This window comes from Pseudomonas cremoris, from assembly GCF_014230465.1.
In genome coordinates this window covers 66,456-84,890 of sequence record NZ_JAAXCY010000002.1, presented here as the reverse complement: position 1 = coordinate 84,890, position 18,435 = coordinate 66,456, and the positions used below count along the sequence as shown (strand labels likewise).

The window sequence follows — 18,435 nt, the reverse complement described above, 5'->3', positions numbered from 1 at the left end:
AGATTCCTTGAACGACATCCGACGGGCAGGCTTTTCATGCCGCCGGACAAAGCAGGCATAATACCGCGCCTTTACCCGTCAACCGGTAGCCCTGTGAACCCAACGCCCGCTGTGAATACCTTGCGCCCCTCGGCTTGTCCGGGGTTGCTGCGTATTGTCCAGGCGTTGGATGGCGGGATTTGCCGGATCAAATTGGCCGGTGGTTCGATCACCGCCGTGCAGGCCCATGCGGTCGCAGACGCAGCCCAGGCCTATGCGGGCGGCGTGATCGAGGCGACCAACCGGGCCAACCTGCAGATTCGCGGGATCGGCGCTGAAGAACATGCCCTGATTGCGATGCTGCTGGCCGCAGGCCTCGGCCCCAGCAACGCCGCCGGTGACGACGTGCGCAACCTGATGCTCAGCCCCAGCGCCGGCATCGACCCGCAGATGCTGTTCGACACCCGCCCGCTGGCGGACCAGATCCTGGCCACCCTGCAAAACCACCCGCGTTTTCACGAGTTGTCGGCCAAGTTCGCCGTGCAACTGGATGGCGGCGAGGCCCTGGCGATGCTCGAACATCACCATGACCTGTGGCTGTCGGCGTTCCTACGCAATGGCCAGACGCTCCTCGCGTTCGGCTTGGCCGGTTGTCCGGGGCTGGATGCGCCGTTGGCGTCTGTACCGCTGGACCAAGGCCATGCACTGGTAGTAGCGGTGCTGGAGGCGTTTCTAGACGTCGCTACCCCGCAACAGACCCGCATGCGCCAGCTGCCTGTGGATAAGTTACTGAGCCGTTTAGACCTGCCGCTGCTGCCGATCGACGGCTTCAAACGTCCGCCCAGCGGCGCTTTGCTGCACCTGGGAACTTATCCACAGGTCCAGAAAAATCAGTTCTACGTCGCCGCTGTTGTTCCCTTGGGCCGCTTGGATTCGACGATGCTCAATGGCGCCGCGCACCTCGCCAGCGAGTACGGCGACGGTACGCTGCGTTTCACACCTTGGCAGGGCGTGCTGCTGCCCAACGTCGAAAAACCTCACGCGGTGACCGAGCGCCTGGCGCAGCTTGGTTTTCTTTGTTCAGTCGACCAACCCCTGGCGCGCATGACCGCCTGCACCGGTTCCAGCGGCTGCGGCAAGGCCCTGGCCGACACCAAGACCGACGCCGTGCAACTGGCCGCGTTGCAACCCGGTGAAGACGTGCATTTATCGGGCTGCCCGCGTTCCTGCGCCGCCGCACACACCGCTCCGGTCACGTTACTGGCGGTGAGCCCCGGCCACTACGACCTCTATTTTCGCGATGCAGCCTACCCAGGTTTTGGCCGGCTGCACGCGCGCACCCTTTCTATTGAAGCGACGGGCGCCTTGCTGCGGGCTCGCCCACGGAGCAACACCGATGATTGATTACATCCGCGACGGTCAGGAGATCTATCGCAACTCCTTCGCCATTATTCGCGCGGAAGCCAAGTTGGACCGTATTCCGGCTGACTTGGAAAAACTCGCGGTGCGGGTGATTCATGCTTGTGGCATGGTCGAGGCCATCGACGGCCTGCAATTCTCCGAAGGCGCAGGCAAGGCCGGGCGTGATGCGCTGGCTGCTGGCGCGCCGATCCTGTGCGATGCGCGGATGGTTTCCGAAGGCGTGACCCGCGCACGCCTGCCGGCCAATAACGAGGTGATCTGCACCCTGCGCGACGACAGCGTGCCGGAGTTGGCACGTGAACTGGGCAACACCCGTTCCGCCGCCGCACTGGAACTGTGGCGCCCGCACTTGGAAGGCAGCGTGGTGGTGATCGGCAACGCGCCGACTGCACTTTTTTACCTGCTGGAAATGCTCGACGCGGGCGCGCCGAAACCTGCGCTGATCCTCGGTTTCCCGGTCGGTTTTGTCGGCGCCGCCGAGTCCAAGGCGATGCTGGCCGCCGACAGCCGTGGCGTGCCGTTCGTGATCATGCAGGGCCGCCTGGGCGGCAGTGCGATGGCCGCTGCTGCGGTGAATGCCTTGGCCACGGAGGTCGAATAATGCAGGCTCGCGGACGTTTGATTGGCCTGGGCGTAGGCCCCGGCGACCCGGAGTTGATCACCCTCAAGGCCCTGCGCCTGCTGCGTGAGTCGCCGGTAGTGGCGTACTTCGTGGCCAAGGGCAAGAAGGGCAACGCGTTCGGCATCATCGAAGACCACTTGGTGCCGCAGCAGACCTTGATGCCGCTGGTGTACCCGGTGACCACCGAGGTATTGCCGGCGCCGATGTCCTATGAGCAAGTGATCAGCGACTTCTACGACGCCGCCAGTGTCGATGTTGCCGCGCACCTGGATGCTGGCCGCGATGTGGCGGTGATCTGCGAAGGTGACCCGTTCTTCTACGGCTCCTACATGTACCTGCATGACCGTCTGGCCGAGCGCTACGAAGCCCAAGTGATTCCGGGCGTGTGCTCGATGCTCGGCGGCGCTTCGGTACTCGGCGCACCGCTGGTGTACCGCAACCAGAGCTTGTCGGTGCTCTCGGGCGTGTTGCCCCATGTTGATCTCAAGCGTCGCCTGGCGGATGCCGATGCGGCAGTGATCATGAAGCTGGGTCGCAACTTCCCGAAGGTGCGCCAGGTACTTGAAGAACTTGGCCTGGCCGAACGCGCGCTGTATGTGGAGCGCGCGACCATGGCCAACCAGAAAATCGTGCCGCTGGATCAGGTGGATCCTTCGTCGTCGCCGTACTTCTCGCTGATCATCGTGCCCGGTGAACGGTGGCAAGGTTGATGAGCCCGGCGATTGTCATCCTCGGCCAGGGCAGCCTGGCCACTGCGCGCAGGATCCAGCAGGTTTACCCTGGTGCGTTGATCCATGGCCTGGTGGGCCGTGTCGAAGGTGCGGACCAGGCCTACAACGAATTCGGTGCGACCCTGCGTCAGCTGTATCAACAAGGCACGCCGCTGATTGCCCTGTGCGCGGCAGGCATCGTCATTCGCACGCTGGCGCCGCTGCTGTTGGAGAAAGGCGAAGAACCCGCTGTGTTGGCCGTTGCCGAAGACGGCAGTGCCGTGGTGCCTCTGCTCGGCGGTCTGGGCGGTGTGAACGTCATGGCGCGGGAAATCGCTGCGGCCTTGGACGTGGCGGCTGCCATCACTACCAGTGGCGAACTGCGTTTTGGCACTTGCTTGCTCAACCCGCCGAATGGTTATGAATTGGCGGATCTGGAACTGGGCAAGCGCTTTGTCTCCGACCTGCTGGCTGGCGAAAGCGTGCGCATTGAAGGGGCCGCGCCGTGGCTGGACCAGGCCAATCTGCCGCAGGATCAGCAGGCACGCCTGGCGATTCACGTGGGCAGTGCCGAACGCGCGCCTGCGGCCAATGAATTGCTGATCTACCCAAAAAATGTGAGCGTGACCTGCAAACCAGGTGCGCACTTGGCTGAGCGTGTACGTACGGCGCTGCATGAGGCGGGTATCGCCGTGCAATCACTGGCGTGCCTGCTGGCCAGTGATGCGCAAATGGCCGAAGCGTCGTTGCATGAAGCCGCGTTGGCACTGGGTGTGCCGCTGCGTTTCACCGAGGTCAATCAGGAAGCAGATCTCGTCATCGATGTGGCCGAGCAGCCGTTGGACCTGTCCCAAGTCGGGCGTGTGCGTGGCCGTCTCGCCGTGATCGGCCTGGGGCCCGGCGCTGCCGAGCTGATGGTGCCGGCGGTGAAGGCCGAGCTGGCGCGCTGCACCGACGTGTTGGGTTACGAAACCTATGTGCGCATGGCCGGGCCGTTTCGCGATGATCAAGTGCAACACTGCACGGATAACCGCGAAGAAATGCAGCGGGCACGCCACGCCTTTGAGCTGGCGGCCCAGGGCCGTTCGGTGGTGGTGGTGTCGTCCGGCGATCCGGGTGTGTTTGCCATGGCTGCTGCGGTGATCGAAGCGCTGCATGAGTCCGGCGATCCGGCCTGGCATCAGGTTGACCTGGAGATCCTGCCGGGTGTCTCGGCTTCGCTGGCCACCGCCGCCCAGGCGGGGGCACCGTTGGGGCATGACTTCTGCGTGATGTCGCTGTCGGACAACCTCAAGCCGTGGTCGATCATCGAAAAGCGCCTGGACCTCGCGTCCCAGGCGGACCTGGCGTTGGCGTTCTATAACCCGATCTCCCGTTCGCGGCCCTGGCAGTTGGGCCGCGCGCTGGAAATTGTCGCGCTGCACCGCACGCCGGAAACGCCGGTAGTACTGGGCCGTGATGTCGGTCGTCCAGGCCAGACCTTGCGTGTCACTACCTTGGGGTTGCTCACCCCGGACCAAGTGGACATGCGCACCATGGTATTGATCGGCTCGTCCACGACCTGCGTGTTCCCGCGCGCCGGTGGTGGCGAGTGGGTGTACACACCGCGCTGGTATGGCGAAAAACCAGCCTCCTGAAAACCGCCTCGCAGCAGTCGGAAAGCTCCGAATGGCCCAGGGATTTACCTGTGGTTATTCGGGGCTTTTTCTTTTTTGTACAAGGAAAACCGGAAGGCCCACGGATGTGCTGCGAGATTGCTGGGTGCCGGGTTCTGGCAAGGTCGGTCAAGACATGTTTGTCGCGTGGAAAGCCCGGCGGCCACTGGACTAGTGTGGAAGCAAGCCCCATGTGGGGTGCTTGTGGAGAACTGAAAATGGAGCGACATCACAAAAGGATCATCAGTGCGAAACGGCGCAAGTTGATTGCCGCCTACAAGCTGCCAGGGTCACGGGGAGTGAATAGCGCAATGCCGATGGACATGGCGGATGACTCTAATGCGGCGGTGGTCAACAACGGCGTGATTTCCTTCGTCGAGGGCATGTCGGCGTTGAACCGGGAATACATTCGCAAGAGTTATTTGTTGGCGAGCAGTTACGTCAGCGATGTGCTGAAGATCCATCGAGGGACCGAGGCGTGGTATGACGAGTTTATCAAGGTCATGGTCAGCCTGGGCTGGCTGCCAATGCGCAGCAGTTTTGAGCGGGTCTCGCGCTCCGGCAAGGGCCTGACCGTGCAATTGGCGGTGCTGAACATGATTACAGCAATGCTCGCCTCGACATCACTGGCCGGGCCCGTGCTCGCGGCGCTGCCCAAGCTGGCGGCGGACGCGCTGGAGACCATGAAGCAGCAGCCTGCGTCGTTTGAGTTATTCAAGCGTAATAGCACGGTGCATCAGGGCGGGGATTTTGGCCTGGCCTCCTGTGTTGAAAGCGCGGGTGAGGTCACCATGGTGCTGGTGACTTACAGCTCCTACGGAGTGAGCAAGCAAGTTGGCCTGCCGTTTCTTGAGTGGGACAGCTCGTCCTCCGAGGCCTTCAGCGGGCAAACCTGCCTGGTGTTGAATACCTCGGTGGTCAACGAGAAAACCATCCAGCTGATGCGTGAGAGCGCCGGCGACAAGGTGCAGTTGGCAATCGCCAAGTACCGGATCTAAGGGACCAGGTAACCGCGCACCCCAGTGAAGATGATTTGCGCGGCGAGGGCGCACACGAACAGGCCCATCAAGCGGCTGACAATCTGCAAGCCCTGGTCACCGAGAATGCGTTCGATACGGTTGGACAAGTACAACACTACGCCAACCGTAAAGCTGGCCAGGGCGATGCTAAGGATGGCAGTAAGCTTGTCATCCCAGTGTGGCTGGCTTACGCCCATCACCAACAGCGCGCCGATGGTACCGGGGCCAACGGTGAGGGGGATGGTCAGCGGCACGATGGTCACATCCTGCTGCACGTTGTCGGACTGCACCGCCGACTTGCCCTGGGCCATGCCCAGGGCGGAAATGAACAGCACGCTGCCGGCGCCGATGCGGAAGGCATCCACCGTGATGCCGAACACACTGAAAATCACTCGCCCAAACAGATAGAGCAATACGCTCGATACCAGCGTTGCCAATGCCACCTTCCAGGCCAACCGCCGCCGCTCTTTGTTGGAGTAGCCACGGGTGAGGCTGATAAAGCAGGACAGCACGAAGAACGGGCTGTAGAGCACCAGCATTTTCAGGTAGACGCTGAATAACACGTGGAGCATGGGGACGGCTCGTTGGGGGATAAGTGTGGAGAGTCTATCAGGCGAAACCGATCAAATGTGGGAGCAGGCAAGCCAGCTCCCACAGGGGATTTATATTTCGGGTCAGGAGACGGGGCTGTGCTCTTGTTTCTGTTGGCGCTGCGCCACCCAAAACTCCACCAGCTCACGCAACTGCGACAACTCCACCGGCTTGGCCATATGCCCGTCCATCCCGGCCTGGCGCGCGCGTTCTTTATGTTCCGAGAGGATGTGCGCCGTCAGCGCCACGATCGGCGTGCGGATACGCTGGTGGCTGACTTCCCACGCCCGCAGTTGCTGGGTTGCCGAGAAACCATCGAGGATCGGCATTTCGCAGTCCATCAATACCAGGTCGTAACGCTGGGCCTTCATCGCCTCCAACGCTTCCTCGCCGTTGCTGGCGGTGTCCGGGTTGAGGTTGAGCTTGCCGAGCATGCCGCGAATCACTTTGGTGGAGATGCTGTTGTCTTCAGCCACCAGGATGCGGAAGTCCGCCGGCACGGCAACGGCCGCCGGTGCGGTGAGGACCGGACGTTGCGGGGCGCCGCCCTTGCTGCGCTGGGTCAACTCGTCGGCCAGGGTGGTCTTGAGCGTATACCCGGCCACCGGCTTGGCAAGGATGCGCTTGATCCCGCAGTTGCGCGCGATGATCTTGCTCGGCGCATTGCTGATGCCGGTGAGCATGATCAGCAGGATGTCGTGGTTCAGGCTCGGGTCTTCCTTGATCTTCGCCGCCAGCTGCATGCCGGTCATGCCGGGCATGTTCTGGTCCAGCAGCACCACGTCGAAGTAGTCGCGCAGGTGCGCCTTGGTGCGCAGCAGCGCCAGGGCTTCCTTGCCCGAAGGCACGGCACTCACATTCAGGCCCCAGGCGGTGCATTGCTGCACCAGCACTTTGCGGCAGGTGTCGTTGTCGTCCACCACCAACACGCGCGCATCCTTGAGCGGGCCGTCGAGGTCGGAGGTCGGGTGCTCCAGGCGTTCCGGGTCCAGCGGTAAGGTCAGCCATAACGTGCTGCCCTGATGGCTGCCGCTCTTGATGCCGAACTCGCCGTTCATCAACAGGATCAACTGCCGGGCGATGACCAGGCCCAGGTGACCGCTCAAGCGGGTGGCCGAGAGGAAGTTCTTGCTGTGCAGTTCGCTGTGCAGCAACGCGTCACGTTCGGCCGCTTCCATCGGCAGGCCGCTGTCTTGTACGGCGATGCGCAGGCGCGGCTTATTGCTGCGGTCGTCCAGGGCAACCACGATCAGCACTTCGCCTTCATCGGTTTTTTGCAGGGCGTTTTCCAGCAGGCTCAGCAGCGCCTGACGCAGACGGGTCGGGTCGCCACTGATGACGCGTGGCACCTGCGGCTGGATAAAGCTGATCAGTTCGACGTTCTGTTGCTCGGCCTTGGCGCGGAAGATGCTCAGGCAGTCTTCGATCAGTGCATTGAGGTCGAACTGCACGTCGTCCAGTTCGATCTGCCCGGACTCGAGCTTGGAGATATCGAGGATTTCGTTGATCAGCGTGAGCAATTCATTGCCGGCGCTGTGGATGGTCTGCACATAGTCGCGTTGTTTCACCGAAAGCGGCGTGCCCAGCAGCAACTCGGTCATGCCCAGTACGCCGTTCATGGGGGTGCGGATTTCGTGGCTGATCTTGGCCAGGAACTCGGCCTTGGCCGCGATCTCGGCATTGCTGGCAGCCAGGTCGCGACTCAGGCTGAAACGCGCCTCGACAATCGCGCGCTGACGCTCGCCCAGGGCCAGGCTCATCAACAGGCCGCTGAGGCAGATAAAGCCCAGCAGGGTCATGATCAAACCTTGTGGCGCCAACAGCGTAAGGCCGAGCAGGGCGGGCAGGATGATCAAGGTACCGATGTTGAACACCACCATCGCCGCCACGAACAAGCGCGCCGGGCGGTAGCCCTTCTGCCAGTGATAGGCCGAGACAAACAACATGCTCAGGCCGGCCAATGCCACCAGGGCGTAAGTGATGATGTTCAGCGGCAAGGTGTTGACGAACAACAGCAGCAGGCCACACAGCACGGTAACCAAGATATCGGCCATCAACAGCTTGTTCAGCGGGTGCGGGCCCAGGGGCATGAAGAAACGATAGGCAAACATCAGCCCGCATGGCGCGGTGAGCAGCAGGGCCAGGTAGGCGCCAGGGGTCTGGATCGCGTGCCAGTTCGGCAACCACGGGCCCACCAGGTTGAGCAGCAGCGCCAGGCTGAGCATCAACAGCACCTCGCAGGCTGCCAGCCACAGGCTGCTGCGCGAGCGATGGTAGGCGAAGCGTGTGAGGTTATGCAGGATCAGCATCAGCAAGACGCCAAACAGCAGGCCGTAGATCAGCGTCTGGGTCTGGTCGGCGGCCGCCAGTACCGCCGGCTCCAGGGTGATATAGGGGCGCAGCTCGTGTTCCGAAACAAGGCGCAGGTAGACCTCAAGGGGTCTCTGGCTCTGAGGCATCGGCAGCATGAAGTCGCTGCTGGGTAACGGGCGTTCAGCCTGGGGCTGGTGGGTACCGGTGGTTTGTTGCTCCACCAGCATGTCGCCGTCCAGAACGTACAGGCTCAGGTTGGACAGGTCCGGGGCGAACACGCGCAACACTTGTTCGTGCTTGCCGGGTTGCAGCTTGAAACGTACCCACAACGCTCCGTCCGGTTGCGCGGCGGTAATCCGGTCCAGTTCGATGGGGCTGAATTGATTGGTGTAGCGGGGGGAGCGGATGTCGCTCAGTTGCAGGTCGGCCTGCTCATCAAGCAATACTGCCCAGCCACTGCCTTGCGCGGCGGCCTGGGCCGGGAACAGGCAGAGCAGCGTCAGCAGACTGACAGTAAAACCTATGGCGATCCTGAGCCAGCGCACGGCGAAATCCCTTCGTAGGTTGATGCACGGGTTAACTATGCGCGGGGAGGCTTGTGTACGGCAAGGGCCCAAGGCCCTTGCCTAGCCGAACGGATAGCTACTGACGCCTGCTACTTACTGGTTCTCGCCACGTTCACGGGCGATGGCGCGGTAGCCGATGTCCTTGCGGTAGAAACAGCCATTCCAGTTGATTTTTGCGGCCAGCTTGTACGCCTGTTGTTGCGCGGCGTCGACACTGGCACCCATCGCGGTGGCACACAGCACACGGCCACCTGCGGTCACAACCTTGCCATCCTTCAACGCGGTGCCTGCATGGAACACCTTGCCTTCCAGCGTAGCAGCCGCGTCCAGGCCTTCAATCACATCGCCCTTGGCGTAATCGGCAGGGTAACCACCGGCTGCCAGCACCACGCCGACGCTCGGACGCGGGTCCCATTGAGCTTCAACCTTGTCCAGGGCCTGGGCCAGGGCGGCTTCCACTAGCAGTACCAGGCTCGACTGCAGACGCAGCATCACCGGTTGGGTTTCCGGGTCGCCGAAGCGGCAGTTGAATTCGATGACTTTCGGGTTACCCGCTTTGTCGATCATCAGGCCGGCGTACAGGAAACCGGTGTACACATTGCCTTCGTCGGCCATGCCCCGCACGGTCGGCCAGATCACCAGGTCCATCACGCGCTTGTGCACGTCGCTGGTGACGACCGGGGCAGGGGAGTAGGCACCCATGCCGCCGGTGTTCGGGCCAGTGTCAGCGTCGCCGACGCGTTTGTGGTCTTGGCTGGTGGCCATCGGCAGTACGTTCTTGCCGTCGACCATCACGATAAAGCTGGCTTCTTCGCCGTCGAGGAACTCTTCGATCACAACGCGCGAGCCTGCGTCACCAAAGGCGTTGCCGGCGAGCATGTCGCGCACGGCGTCTTCGGCTTCCTGCAAGGTCATCGCCACGATCACGCCTTTACCGGCGGCCAGGCCATCGGCCTTGATCACGATCGGCGCACCTTTTTCACGCAGGTAAGCCAGGGCCGGCTCGATCTCGGTGAAGTTCTGGTAGTCGGCGGTCGGAATCTTGTGGCGTGCCAGGAAGTCCTTGGTGAACGCTTTGGAACCTTCCAGCTGGGCAGCGCCTGCGGTTGGGCCGAAGCAGTCCAGACCACGGCTGCGGAACAGGTCCACGACGCCGGCAACCAGTGGGACTTCCGGGCCGACGATGGTCAGGGATACATTCTTTTCAGCAAAATCGGCCAGTTGCTCAAGGGCCAGCACGTCGATAGCGACGTTCTCGCACTTGGCTTCAATGGCGGTACCGGCGTTGCCGGGTGCTACGAAAACTTTCTGGACGCGTGGGTCCTGGGCAACTTTCCAGGCCAGGGCGTGTTCACGGCCACCGCTGCCAATGATCAAAACATTCATTTCAAAAACCTCAAATTCTGTTGGCGCTGCTGGAGCGCTTTTAAATGTGGGAGGTTCTTTGTAGTGAGGGGGCTTGTCCCCCGCCAGGTTCACTGGAGATCCAGCGGGGCTGCTGCGCAGCCCAGCGCGGGGCAAGCCCGCTCACTACAAAAAGCCACTCCCACATTTGGATCAGTGGCGGAAGTGGCGCATGCCGGTGAAGACCATGGCGATGCCGGCTTCATCAGCAGCAGCGATGACTTCAGCGTCGCGCATCGAACCACCCGGTTGGATCACGGCGGTCACACCGGCTTTGGCGGCGTTATCCAAACCATCACGGAACGGGAAGAACGCATCGGAAGCCATCACCGAACCCACTACCTGCAAGCCAGCGTGCTCAGCCTTGATCGCGGCGATACGTGCCGAGTTCACGCGGCTCATCTGGCCGGCGCCGACACCGATGGTTTGGCGGTTCTTGGCGTAGACGATAGCGTTGGACTTAACGTACTTGGCCACTTTCCAGGCGAAGATCAGGTCGTTGATCTCTTGCTCGGTCGGGGCGCGCTTGGTCACCACTTTCAGGTCTTCGCTGCTGATCATGCCGATGTCGCGGCTCTGTACCAGCAAGCCGCCATTGACGCGCTTGTAGTCCCAGGCAGCAGCGCGGTCAGCCGACCACTCGCCGCAGGCCAGCAGGCGCACGTTGGCCTTGGCCGCCACGATGGCGCGAGCCTCCTCGCTTACGGATGGCGCGATGATCACTTCAACGAACTGACGCTCGACGATCGCCTTGGCGGTCTCGGCATCCAGTTCACGGTTGAAGGCGATGATGCCGCCAAAGGCCGATTCAGTGTCAGTTGCGTAGGCCAGTTCGTACGCCTGGCGGATACCGCCTTCAGCGTCCGGGCTCACGGCCACGCCGCATGGGTTGGCGTGCTTGACGATCACGCAGGCCGGCTTGACGAAGCTCTTCACACATTCCAGCGCGGCGTCGGTGTCGGCCACGTTGTTGTAGGACAGTTCCTTGCCTTGCAGTTGGGTCGCGGTGGCGATGCCCACTTCGGCGGGCTTGGCTTCTACGTAGAACGCCGCGCTCTGGTGCGGGTTCTCGCCGTAGCGCATTTCCTGGGCCTTGATGAACTGGCTGTTGAAGGTGCGCGGGAACTGGCTGCGGCCTTCGGTGCTCAAGGTTTCAGCCGTTTGGTTAACGGTGCCCATGTAGTTGGCGATCATGCCGTCGTAGGCGGCGGTGTGTTCGAACGCCTTGAGCATCAGGTCGAAACGCTGTGCGTAGGTCAGGCCGCCGGCTTTCAGGCCTTCCAGCACGTTGGCGTAGTCGCTGGCGTTAACCACGATGGCCACGTCTTTGTGGTTTTTGGCTGCCGAGCGAACCATGGTCGGGCCGCCGATATCGATGTTTTCGATGGCGGTCGGCAGGTCGCAGCCTGGCTTGTTGATGGTGGCTTCGAACGGGTAGAGGTTAACGGCTACCAGGTCGATTGGCTTGATGCCGTGCTCGGCCATGATCGCGTCGTCGGTACCGCGACGGCCAAGGATGCCGCCGTGGATTTTCGGGTGCAGGGTCTTGACCCGACCGTCCATCATTTCTGCGAAACCGGTGTAGTCCGCCACTTCCACTGCGGCCACGCCGTTGTCCTGCAGCAGTTTGAAGGTCCCGCCTGTGGAGAGGATTTCCACGCCCAGGGCTTCCAGCTCCCGGGCAAATTCGAGGATGCCGGTCTTGTCGGAGACGCTGATCAAGGCGCGGCGGATCGGCAGGCGGGTAGTCTGGTCGGTCATTTCAATTTCCATCAAAAGCAAAGGAGTCAGCAAAAAAGGCGACCGTTTTTTACGCGGGCGCCTTTCTGGTTTGATTGAATGCTTACAACAAATCGTACTGCTTGAGCTTTTTGCGCAAGGTGCCACGGTTGAGGCCCAGCAGCTCACTGGCTTTGGTCTGGTTGCCCTTGACGTAGTTCATCACGCTTTCGAGCAAGGGCGCCTCGACTTCGGAGAGCACCAGGTTGTACACGTCCGTGACGGAAGCGCCCTCTAGGTGGGCGAAATAATTGTGCAGCGCCTTCTCGACACTCCCGCGAAGGGTCTGGCCTTCTTCGCTCGGCGTGTTGAGGTGCTGTTTCAAATTGACGTTGTCGCTCACGGGTGTTGTTCCACTCACTAAAGTCTCGGTCATCATCGTCATGCGGCCACCCCCTCTCCGTCCCCTGTCCCCAGGCTCTTGTAACGCTCGCTGAAGAACTCACGAACGTTGGCGCACTGTGCTTCCGTATCATCCAAACGATTGAAGTGGGCGCGAAACTCCCTGGCGCCCGGCAGGGTTGCGAGATACCAGCCGACATGCTTGCGAGCAATGCGTACTCCCATCACGTCTCCGTAGAAAGCGTGCAGGGCGGCCAGATGCTCTAGCAGAATACGTTCCACCTCGATCAGCTCCGGTGCCGGCATGACTTCACCGGTACGCAGAAAATGCTCGATCTCACGGAAAATCCACGGCCGCCCCTGGGCGGCCCGGCCAATCAACAAGCCATCGGCACCGGTGGCGTGCAGCACGCGCCGGGCTTTCTCGGCTGAATCGATGTCGCCATTGGCAAACACCGGCATCGACACTGCCTGCTTGATCGCAGCAATGGTGTCGTACTCGGCTTCACCGGTATAAAGGTCGGCGCGGGTGCGGCCATGCACTGCCAGCGCTGTAATTCCTGCCTGCTCAGCGATCTTCGCCACCGTCAGGCCGTTCTTGTTGTCCCGGTCCCAACCGGTACGGATCTTCAGGGTGACCGGCACATCGACTGCGGCGACAACGGCCTGCAGGATCTCGGCAACCAACTGCTCATCTTTCAGCAGGGCGGAACCGGCGGCCTTGTTGCAGACCTTCTTGGCCGGGCAGCCCATGTTGATGTCGATGATCTGCGCCCCCAACTCCACGTTGGCCCGGGCCGCATCCGCCAGCATCTGTGCATCACCCCCGGCGATCTGTACCGAGCGGGGCTCGGGATCACCTTCGTGGATCATGCGCATCCGCGATTTGCGGGTGTTCCACAAGCTCATGTCGCTGGTGACCATTTCCGAGACTACAAGACCTGCGCCCAAACGCTTGCACAGCTGACGAAAGGGCTGGTCGGTGACGCCCGCCATCGGGGCGAGAATCAAGCCGTTTTGCAATGTGTATGGGCCGATGCGTACCGCCGACATAGGACTTCCCTGTTGTGGGGCCGGATCATTAGAGTTCGAAAAAGGGTTGGCATGATACCCGCTCTCGATGACTGGATAAAGGCTGAATTGGATAAAATCTGAACAGTTATTTCTTTATCGCCGCCGGTTTGGTTGCGCGGGACCCAGTCAAGAATCTGCCGTCAAACCTTGATGCATCAGCCGATTCACTCGGGCGAGTGAAAGCTCAGGCTGTAATTCACGGCTTTATTGCCCGGATCGAGGATATCCAGCGAGATATGGATCGGCGTTTGCGATGGCATTTCGCTCACACCGGCCAGTTCGCCGCTGAGGTATTCAGCGGGTTTGAAGCGACGACTGGCGATCAGGTTGCCGTTCAGATCGGCAAAGCGTAGCTCCAGCAGCGGAAATGGCTGGGAGAATGTCGCGCGGTTATAGATGATTGCATCCACTACCAGCGCCCCGGCGAAATCCGGGTGGCTGCGCACCACCAGGTTGCTGCTCTTGATGTGCGCGATATCCACCCGTGATGGCACGGTGCAGCCTAGTGTCGGGCACAGTTGCTGGAACCACGGGCGATAGGCGTCCTGGCGGGCCAGGTCATCGAATTGATAGGCGATGTACTGGCCGGCGAGACCCGCGGCAGCGATCAGCACCAGCAGGAGCCAGATCAGGCGACGGCCCCAGCTCGACGGGCGTTTTTGCGCGTAGAGGTGCAGCGGGTCGTCTTCCAGGTCCTGGAGTACATCGTCGTGAATGTTGGCTTCGACGCGGGCGCGCTTGCGGCGGGGTTGGGGGCGTTCTTGAGGCTCGGCTTCTTGCGCCGCCTGGGTCAGCGGCGTGAACGGCGGGTCGATCTCTTCATCTTCCAGCGTTGAGCGCAGGGGCGGTTCGTCATCGATGTCGTCGATGTGGAATGACATCGAGGGTTCGGTGCGCTGCTTGGTCGCAGGGGCTTTCGTCGACTCGGGTTCATCCGCGACGATGTGGTCGCGCTCTTCAGGCGGTTCGCTGAAGAGGCTGGCGGCCCACTTTTCCTCTTCGGCCTTGACCGTGTCGCGGCTGGCGCTGAAGGACTCTTCTTTTTGCCGACGGTCGGCGCCGGGTTGGCGGCGTTCCGCGCCTGCCGGTAGCGTGTGCTGAATCTCGCGGCGTTCCAGCTTGGCCAGTTCTTCGTCCAGGTCCAGGTTGTCCAGGTCCAGCTCTTGCGCTGTCCACTGCTTCTGGCTGATTGCCCGTGGCGGCTCAGGCTCAATCGCTGGCGGCAGCTCAGGCTCCGGCGCTGTTGCTTCGCCAGCACGTTGCTCCATCAACTGGCGAACGGCATTGAAGACTTGCAGGCACGAGCCGCAGCGCACCACGCCACGGGCCACGTTCAATTGACCGTGGCTGACGCGGAAGCGGGTTTGGCAATGCGGGCACTGGGTGACGAAACTGTCGGTCATGCGGCCATCCGATTCAGGCAAGCGCTCATTCTAGCGCCGACGACCGCTGATGCGTACCCAACCATCGCGGTTGGCGATCGGGTCCAGCTCGAAATCCTTCGCGTAGGCAGCGGCCACGTCTTCACCTTGCTCGGCGAGGATGCCCGACAGCGCCAGGCGGCCGCCCGGCTTGACCAGGCTCGACAGCTGCGGTGCCAGGGACACCAGCGGCCCGGCGAGGATGTTCGCCACCAGCACGTCGGCCTGCACCTGGGGCAGTTGCTCCGGCAGGTAGAGTGGGAATTTGGCTTCAGGAATGTTGTTGCGTCCGGCGTTATCGCGTGAGGCTTCCAGGGCTTGCACATCGATATCGGTACCGACCGCTTCTTTGGCGCCTAGCAGCAGGGCAGCAATCGCGAGGATCCCAGAGCCGCAACCGAAGTCCAGCACGTGGCTGTCGGTCAGGTCCTGGCCGTCCAGCCATTCCAGGCACAGGGCGGTGGTGGGGTGGGTGCCGGTGCCGAACGCCAGGCCCGGGTCCAGCAACAGGTTGACCGCGTCAGGCTCGGGCGCTGCGTGCCAGCTCGGCACGATCCACAGGCGTTGGCCAAAACGCATTGGTTGGAAGTTGTCCATCCAGCTGCGTTCCCAGTCCTGGTCTTCGATCACTTCGCTGTGATGCTCCGGCAGCGGGCCGCCTGTAAGCAGTTCCATATGGGCCAGGACGCTGGCGGCATCGGTGCCGTCTTCGAACAGGGCCAGCAAATGGGTGTGGGACCACAGCGGGGTGGTGTTGAGTTCGGGTTCGAAGATCGGCTGGTCTTCGGCGTCCATGAAGGTCACCGACACAGCACCCACTTCGAGGAAAGCGTCTTCGTAGGTTTCGGCTTGTTCTGGGCTGATGGCGAGACGGACTTGCAGCCAAGGCATGGCGGGCACCTTTGAAAAAATTGAATGTGCGACGGGTGAGTCGCGAAAGCGCGCAAGTTTACGCGAGAGCAAGGAAGAAGACGACCGTCCAGCGGGAGTACACCGATCAAATGTGGGAGCGGGCTTGCTCGCGAATGCGGTGTGTCAGTCAACACATCCATCACTGACCCACCGCATTCGCGAGCAAGCCCGCTCCCACAGGGGGGCAGCGGTGTTTTTTACTGCTCTACAAACAACAAAACCGCCCGAAGGCGGCTTTGTCGGGTGGAGCACTTACTGGTTGGCCAGCTTGTGTTCCAGGTAGTGAATGTTCACACCACCTTCGCAGAAGCCTTCATCACGGACCAGGTCCCGGTGCAGCGGGATGTTGGTCTTGATGCCGTCGACCACGATTTCGTCCAGGGCGTTACGCATGCGGGCCATGGCCTCGTCACGGGTAGCGCCCCAGGTGATCAGCTTGCCGATCAGCGAGTCGTAGTTGGACGGAACCTTGTAGCCGCTGTACAGGTGCGAATCGACGCGAACGCCGTTGCCGCCCGGAGCATGGAAATGCTTGACCAGGCCTGGACTTGGTATGAAGGTTTTCGGGTCTTCGGCGTTGATGCGGCACTCCAGGGAGTGGCCATGCATCTTCACGTCGTCCTGGGTGAAGGACAGCGGGTTGCCAGCGGCGATGCTCAGCATCTCCTTGACGATGTCGATACCGGTGACCATCTCCGAAACCGGGTGCTCTACTTGCACGCGAGTGTTCATCTCGATGAAGTAGAAACGACCGTTCTCGTAGAGGAACTCAAAGGTACCGGCGCCACGGTAGTTGATGTCGATGCACGCCTTGACGCAGCGAGCCAGTACTTCGGCGCGTGCTTTTTCGTCCAGGCCCGGTGCCGGTGCTTCTTCCAGTACCTTCTGGTGACGACGTTGCAGCGAGCAATCGCGGTCGCCCAGGTGGATGGCGTGGCCTTGGCCGTCGGACAGTACTTGCACTTCCACGTGACGTGGGTTGGTCAGGTACTTTTCCAGGTAGACCATCGGGTTGCCAAACCAGGCACCCGCTTCGGAGCGCGTCTGCTTGGCCGCTTCGATCAGGTCTTCTTCCTTGTGCACAACGCGCATGCCGCGACCACCACCGCCACCGGCGGCCTTGATGATCACCGGGTAACCGACTTCACGACCAATGCGCAGAGCGGTTTCCTCGTCTTCCGGCAGCGGGCCGTCGGAACCAGGAACGGTTGGCACGCCGGCTGCGATCATCGCGTCCTTGGCCGATACCTTGTCGCCCATCAGGCGAATGGTCTCGGCTTTCGGGCCGATGAAGGCAAAACCGGATTTTTCCACCTGTTCGGCGAAATCGGCGTTTTCCGCAAGGAAGCCGTAGCCAGGGTGGATGCCATCAGCGCCGGTCACTTCCGCGGCCGCGATGATGTTCGAGACTTTCAGGTACGAGTTCGTCGCCAGTGGCGGGCCGATGCAGATGCTTTCGTCCGCCAGTTTCACGTGCATCAATTCGGTATCGGCCGTCGAGTAAACAGCGACGGTCTTGATGCCCTCTTCCTTACAGGCGCGCAGGATACGCAGCGCGATCTCGCCGCGGTTGGCGATCAGGACTTTTTGCAGTTTCTTCGCAGGTTTCAACATCGAAGGCGCTCCGCGGTTCAAACGATGGTGAACAGCGGCTGGTCGTACTCAACCGGCTGACCGTTTTCTACCAGGATGGATTCGATGACGCCGGCTTTTTCAGCAGTGATGTGGTTCATCATCTTCATCGCTTCAACGATGCAGATGGTGTCGCCCACTTTCACGGTCTGGCCAACTTCTACGAAGGCTGGCGAGGTCGGTGCCGGGGTACGGTAGAAGGTACCGACCATTGGCGACTTGACCACGAAACCGTTCAGCACTGGAGCGGCTGGTACGGCTGGAGCAGCGGCGGCGGCAGGTGCAGCGGCCGGGGCAGCAGCAGGCGCCGGAGCTTGCATTTGCGGCGCGTAGAACTGCTGGGCCGGGGTCTTGCTGTGGCGGCTGATCCGTACGGACTCTTCGCCTTCCTTGATTTCCAGCTCGTCGATACCGGATTCTTCCAGCAGTTCGATCAGTTTCTTAACTTTACGGATATCCATGAATCATCAACTCCCAAGGGTCGGTCAGGGGCGCTTGGCCGGTTGTTCAAGTTGTTCCAGGGCGGCCTCCAGGGCCAGTCGGTAACCGCTGGCGCCAAGGCCGCAGATCACACCTACCGCTACGTCGGAGAAGTAGGAGTGATGGCGGAAAGCTTCGCGTTTGTGCACGTTCGACAAATGCACTTCGATGAATGGGATGCTCACCGCCAGCAGCGCGTCACGTAATGCAACGCTTGTGTGCGTAAAAGCGGCGGGATTGATCAGAATAAAGTCCACACCTTCGCCGCGCGCGGCATGGATGCGATCAATCAATTCGTACTCGGCATTGCTTTGCAGGTAGAGCAGATGGTGGCCGGCTTCACGGGCCCTGCGTTCCAGATCGAGGTTGATCTGTTCCAGGGTCACTGCCCCGTAGACGCCCGGTTCGCGGGTGCCGAGCAGGTTCAGGTTGGGTCCGTGTAGAACCAGAAAGGTCGCCATCGGCTGTTCCTTGTTATTGATGTGGGTACGGCAGAACCCGGCGACTATGCCGC

Annotated in this window: 16 protein-coding genes; 5 read left to right on the top strand and 11 right to left on the bottom strand. The window is 61.5% G+C overall.

Annotation, left to right across the window (positions count from 1 at the left end; genetic code table 11):
- The first annotated feature begins 36 nt into the window (after positions 1-36).
- The 5 genes from cobG (at position 37) to HF257_RS03955 (ending at position 5,386) form a co-directional block, all read left to right on the top strand.
- Positions 37-1,383 (top strand): precorrin-3B synthase, encoded by a 1,347-nt coding sequence (gene cobG, locus HF257_RS03975; protein WP_185705222.1) that lies wholly within the window; start codon positions 37-39, stop codon positions 1,381-1,383.
- Positions 1,376-2,002 (top strand): precorrin-8X methylmutase, encoded by a 627-nt coding sequence (locus tag HF257_RS03970; protein ID WP_176997058.1) that lies wholly within the window; start codon positions 1,376-1,378, stop codon positions 2,000-2,002. Before cobG ends, HF257_RS03970 begins: the two co-directional genes overlap by 8 nt.
- Positions 2,002-2,733, top strand: a complete 732-nt coding sequence (locus HF257_RS03965; RefSeq protein WP_185705224.1) for a precorrin-2 C(20)-methyltransferase — start codon at positions 2,002-2,004, stop codon at positions 2,731-2,733. Before HF257_RS03970 ends, HF257_RS03965 begins: the two co-directional genes overlap by 1 nt.
- On the top strand, positions 2,733-4,370 hold the full coding sequence (gene cobJ / locus HF257_RS03960; protein ID WP_185705226.1) for a precorrin-3B C(17)-methyltransferase: 1,638 nt from the start codon (positions 2,733-2,735) through the stop codon (positions 4,368-4,370). The genes HF257_RS03965 and cobJ overlap by 1 nt, the downstream gene beginning before the upstream one ends.
- 236 nt (positions 4,371-4,606) lie before the next feature.
- Positions 4,607-5,386, top strand: coding sequence for a hypothetical protein (locus HF257_RS03955; protein WP_185705228.1), 780 nt, complete (start codon positions 4,607-4,609; stop codon positions 5,384-5,386).
- Here the strand turns inward: HF257_RS03955 and HF257_RS03950 are convergent.
- The 11 genes from HF257_RS03950 to aroQ all read right to left on the bottom strand — a co-directional run bounded on the left by HF257_RS03950 (position 5,383) and on the right by aroQ (position 18,382).
- Entirely contained in the window at positions 5,383-5,979 is a 597-nt protein-coding gene (locus HF257_RS03950; RefSeq protein ID WP_185705230.1) for a MarC family protein, read from the bottom strand. The two genes, HF257_RS03955 and HF257_RS03950, sit on opposite strands and share 4 nt — an antisense overlap.
- A gap of 102 nt (positions 5,980-6,081) precedes the next feature.
- On the bottom strand, positions 6,082-8,856 hold the full coding sequence (locus HF257_RS03945) for a hybrid sensor histidine kinase/response regulator (protein WP_185705232.1): 2,775 nt from the start codon (positions 8,854-8,856) through the stop codon (positions 6,082-6,084).
- Positions 8,857-8,970: 114 nt separating this feature from the next.
- The gene (purD, locus tag HF257_RS03940) at positions 8,971-10,263 is read right to left on the bottom strand and encodes a phosphoribosylamine--glycine ligase (RefSeq protein ID WP_185705234.1); all 1,293 of its coding nucleotides are present in this window, start codon (positions 10,261-10,263) and stop codon (positions 8,971-8,973) included.
- A 171-nt stretch (positions 10,264-10,434) separates the two neighbouring features.
- On the bottom strand, positions 10,435-12,042 hold the full coding sequence (gene purH, locus HF257_RS03935; RefSeq protein WP_185705236.1) for a bifunctional phosphoribosylaminoimidazolecarboxamide formyltransferase/IMP cyclohydrolase: 1,608 nt from the start codon (positions 12,040-12,042) through the stop codon (positions 10,435-10,437).
- A gap of 82 nt (positions 12,043-12,124) precedes the next feature.
- On the bottom strand, positions 12,125-12,445 hold the full coding sequence (fis, locus tag HF257_RS03930; protein WP_002555375.1) for a DNA-binding transcriptional regulator Fis: 321 nt from the start codon (positions 12,443-12,445) through the stop codon (positions 12,125-12,127).
- Positions 12,442-13,455, bottom strand: a complete 1,014-nt coding sequence (gene dusB / locus HF257_RS03925; protein ID WP_185705238.1) for a tRNA dihydrouridine synthase DusB — start codon at positions 13,453-13,455, stop codon at positions 12,442-12,444. The genes fis and dusB overlap by 4 nt, the downstream gene beginning before the upstream one ends.
- Before the next feature lie 185 nt (positions 13,456-13,640).
- A complete protein-coding gene (locus tag HF257_RS03920) occupies positions 13,641-14,879 on the bottom strand; it encodes a DUF3426 domain-containing protein (protein ID WP_185705240.1) in 1,239 nt (412 codons plus the stop codon).
- 30 nt (positions 14,880-14,909) lie between these two features.
- The gene (prmA, locus tag HF257_RS03915; RefSeq protein WP_185712021.1) at positions 14,910-15,788 is read right to left on the bottom strand and encodes a 50S ribosomal protein L11 methyltransferase; all 879 of its coding nucleotides are present in this window, start codon (positions 15,786-15,788) and stop codon (positions 14,910-14,912) included.
- Positions 15,789-16,061: 273 nt separating this feature from the next.
- Complete coding sequence (gene accC, locus HF257_RS03910) at positions 16,062-17,423, bottom strand: acetyl-CoA carboxylase biotin carboxylase subunit (RefSeq protein ID WP_135291444.1); 1,362 nt, start codon at positions 17,421-17,423, stop codon at positions 16,062-16,064.
- A gap of 17 nt (positions 17,424-17,440) precedes the next feature.
- On the bottom strand, positions 17,441-17,902 hold the full coding sequence (accB, locus tag HF257_RS03905) for an acetyl-CoA carboxylase biotin carboxyl carrier protein (protein ID WP_185705244.1): 462 nt from the start codon (positions 17,900-17,902) through the stop codon (positions 17,441-17,443).
- Positions 17,903-17,926: 24 nt separating this feature from the next.
- Positions 17,927-18,382 carry a type II 3-dehydroquinate dehydratase gene (aroQ, locus tag HF257_RS03900; protein WP_056860456.1) on the bottom strand — a complete coding sequence of 152 codons (456 nt, stop codon included), beginning with the start codon at positions 18,380-18,382 and terminating at the stop codon, positions 17,927-17,929.
- Between the last annotated feature and the right edge of the window lie 53 nt (positions 18,383-18,435).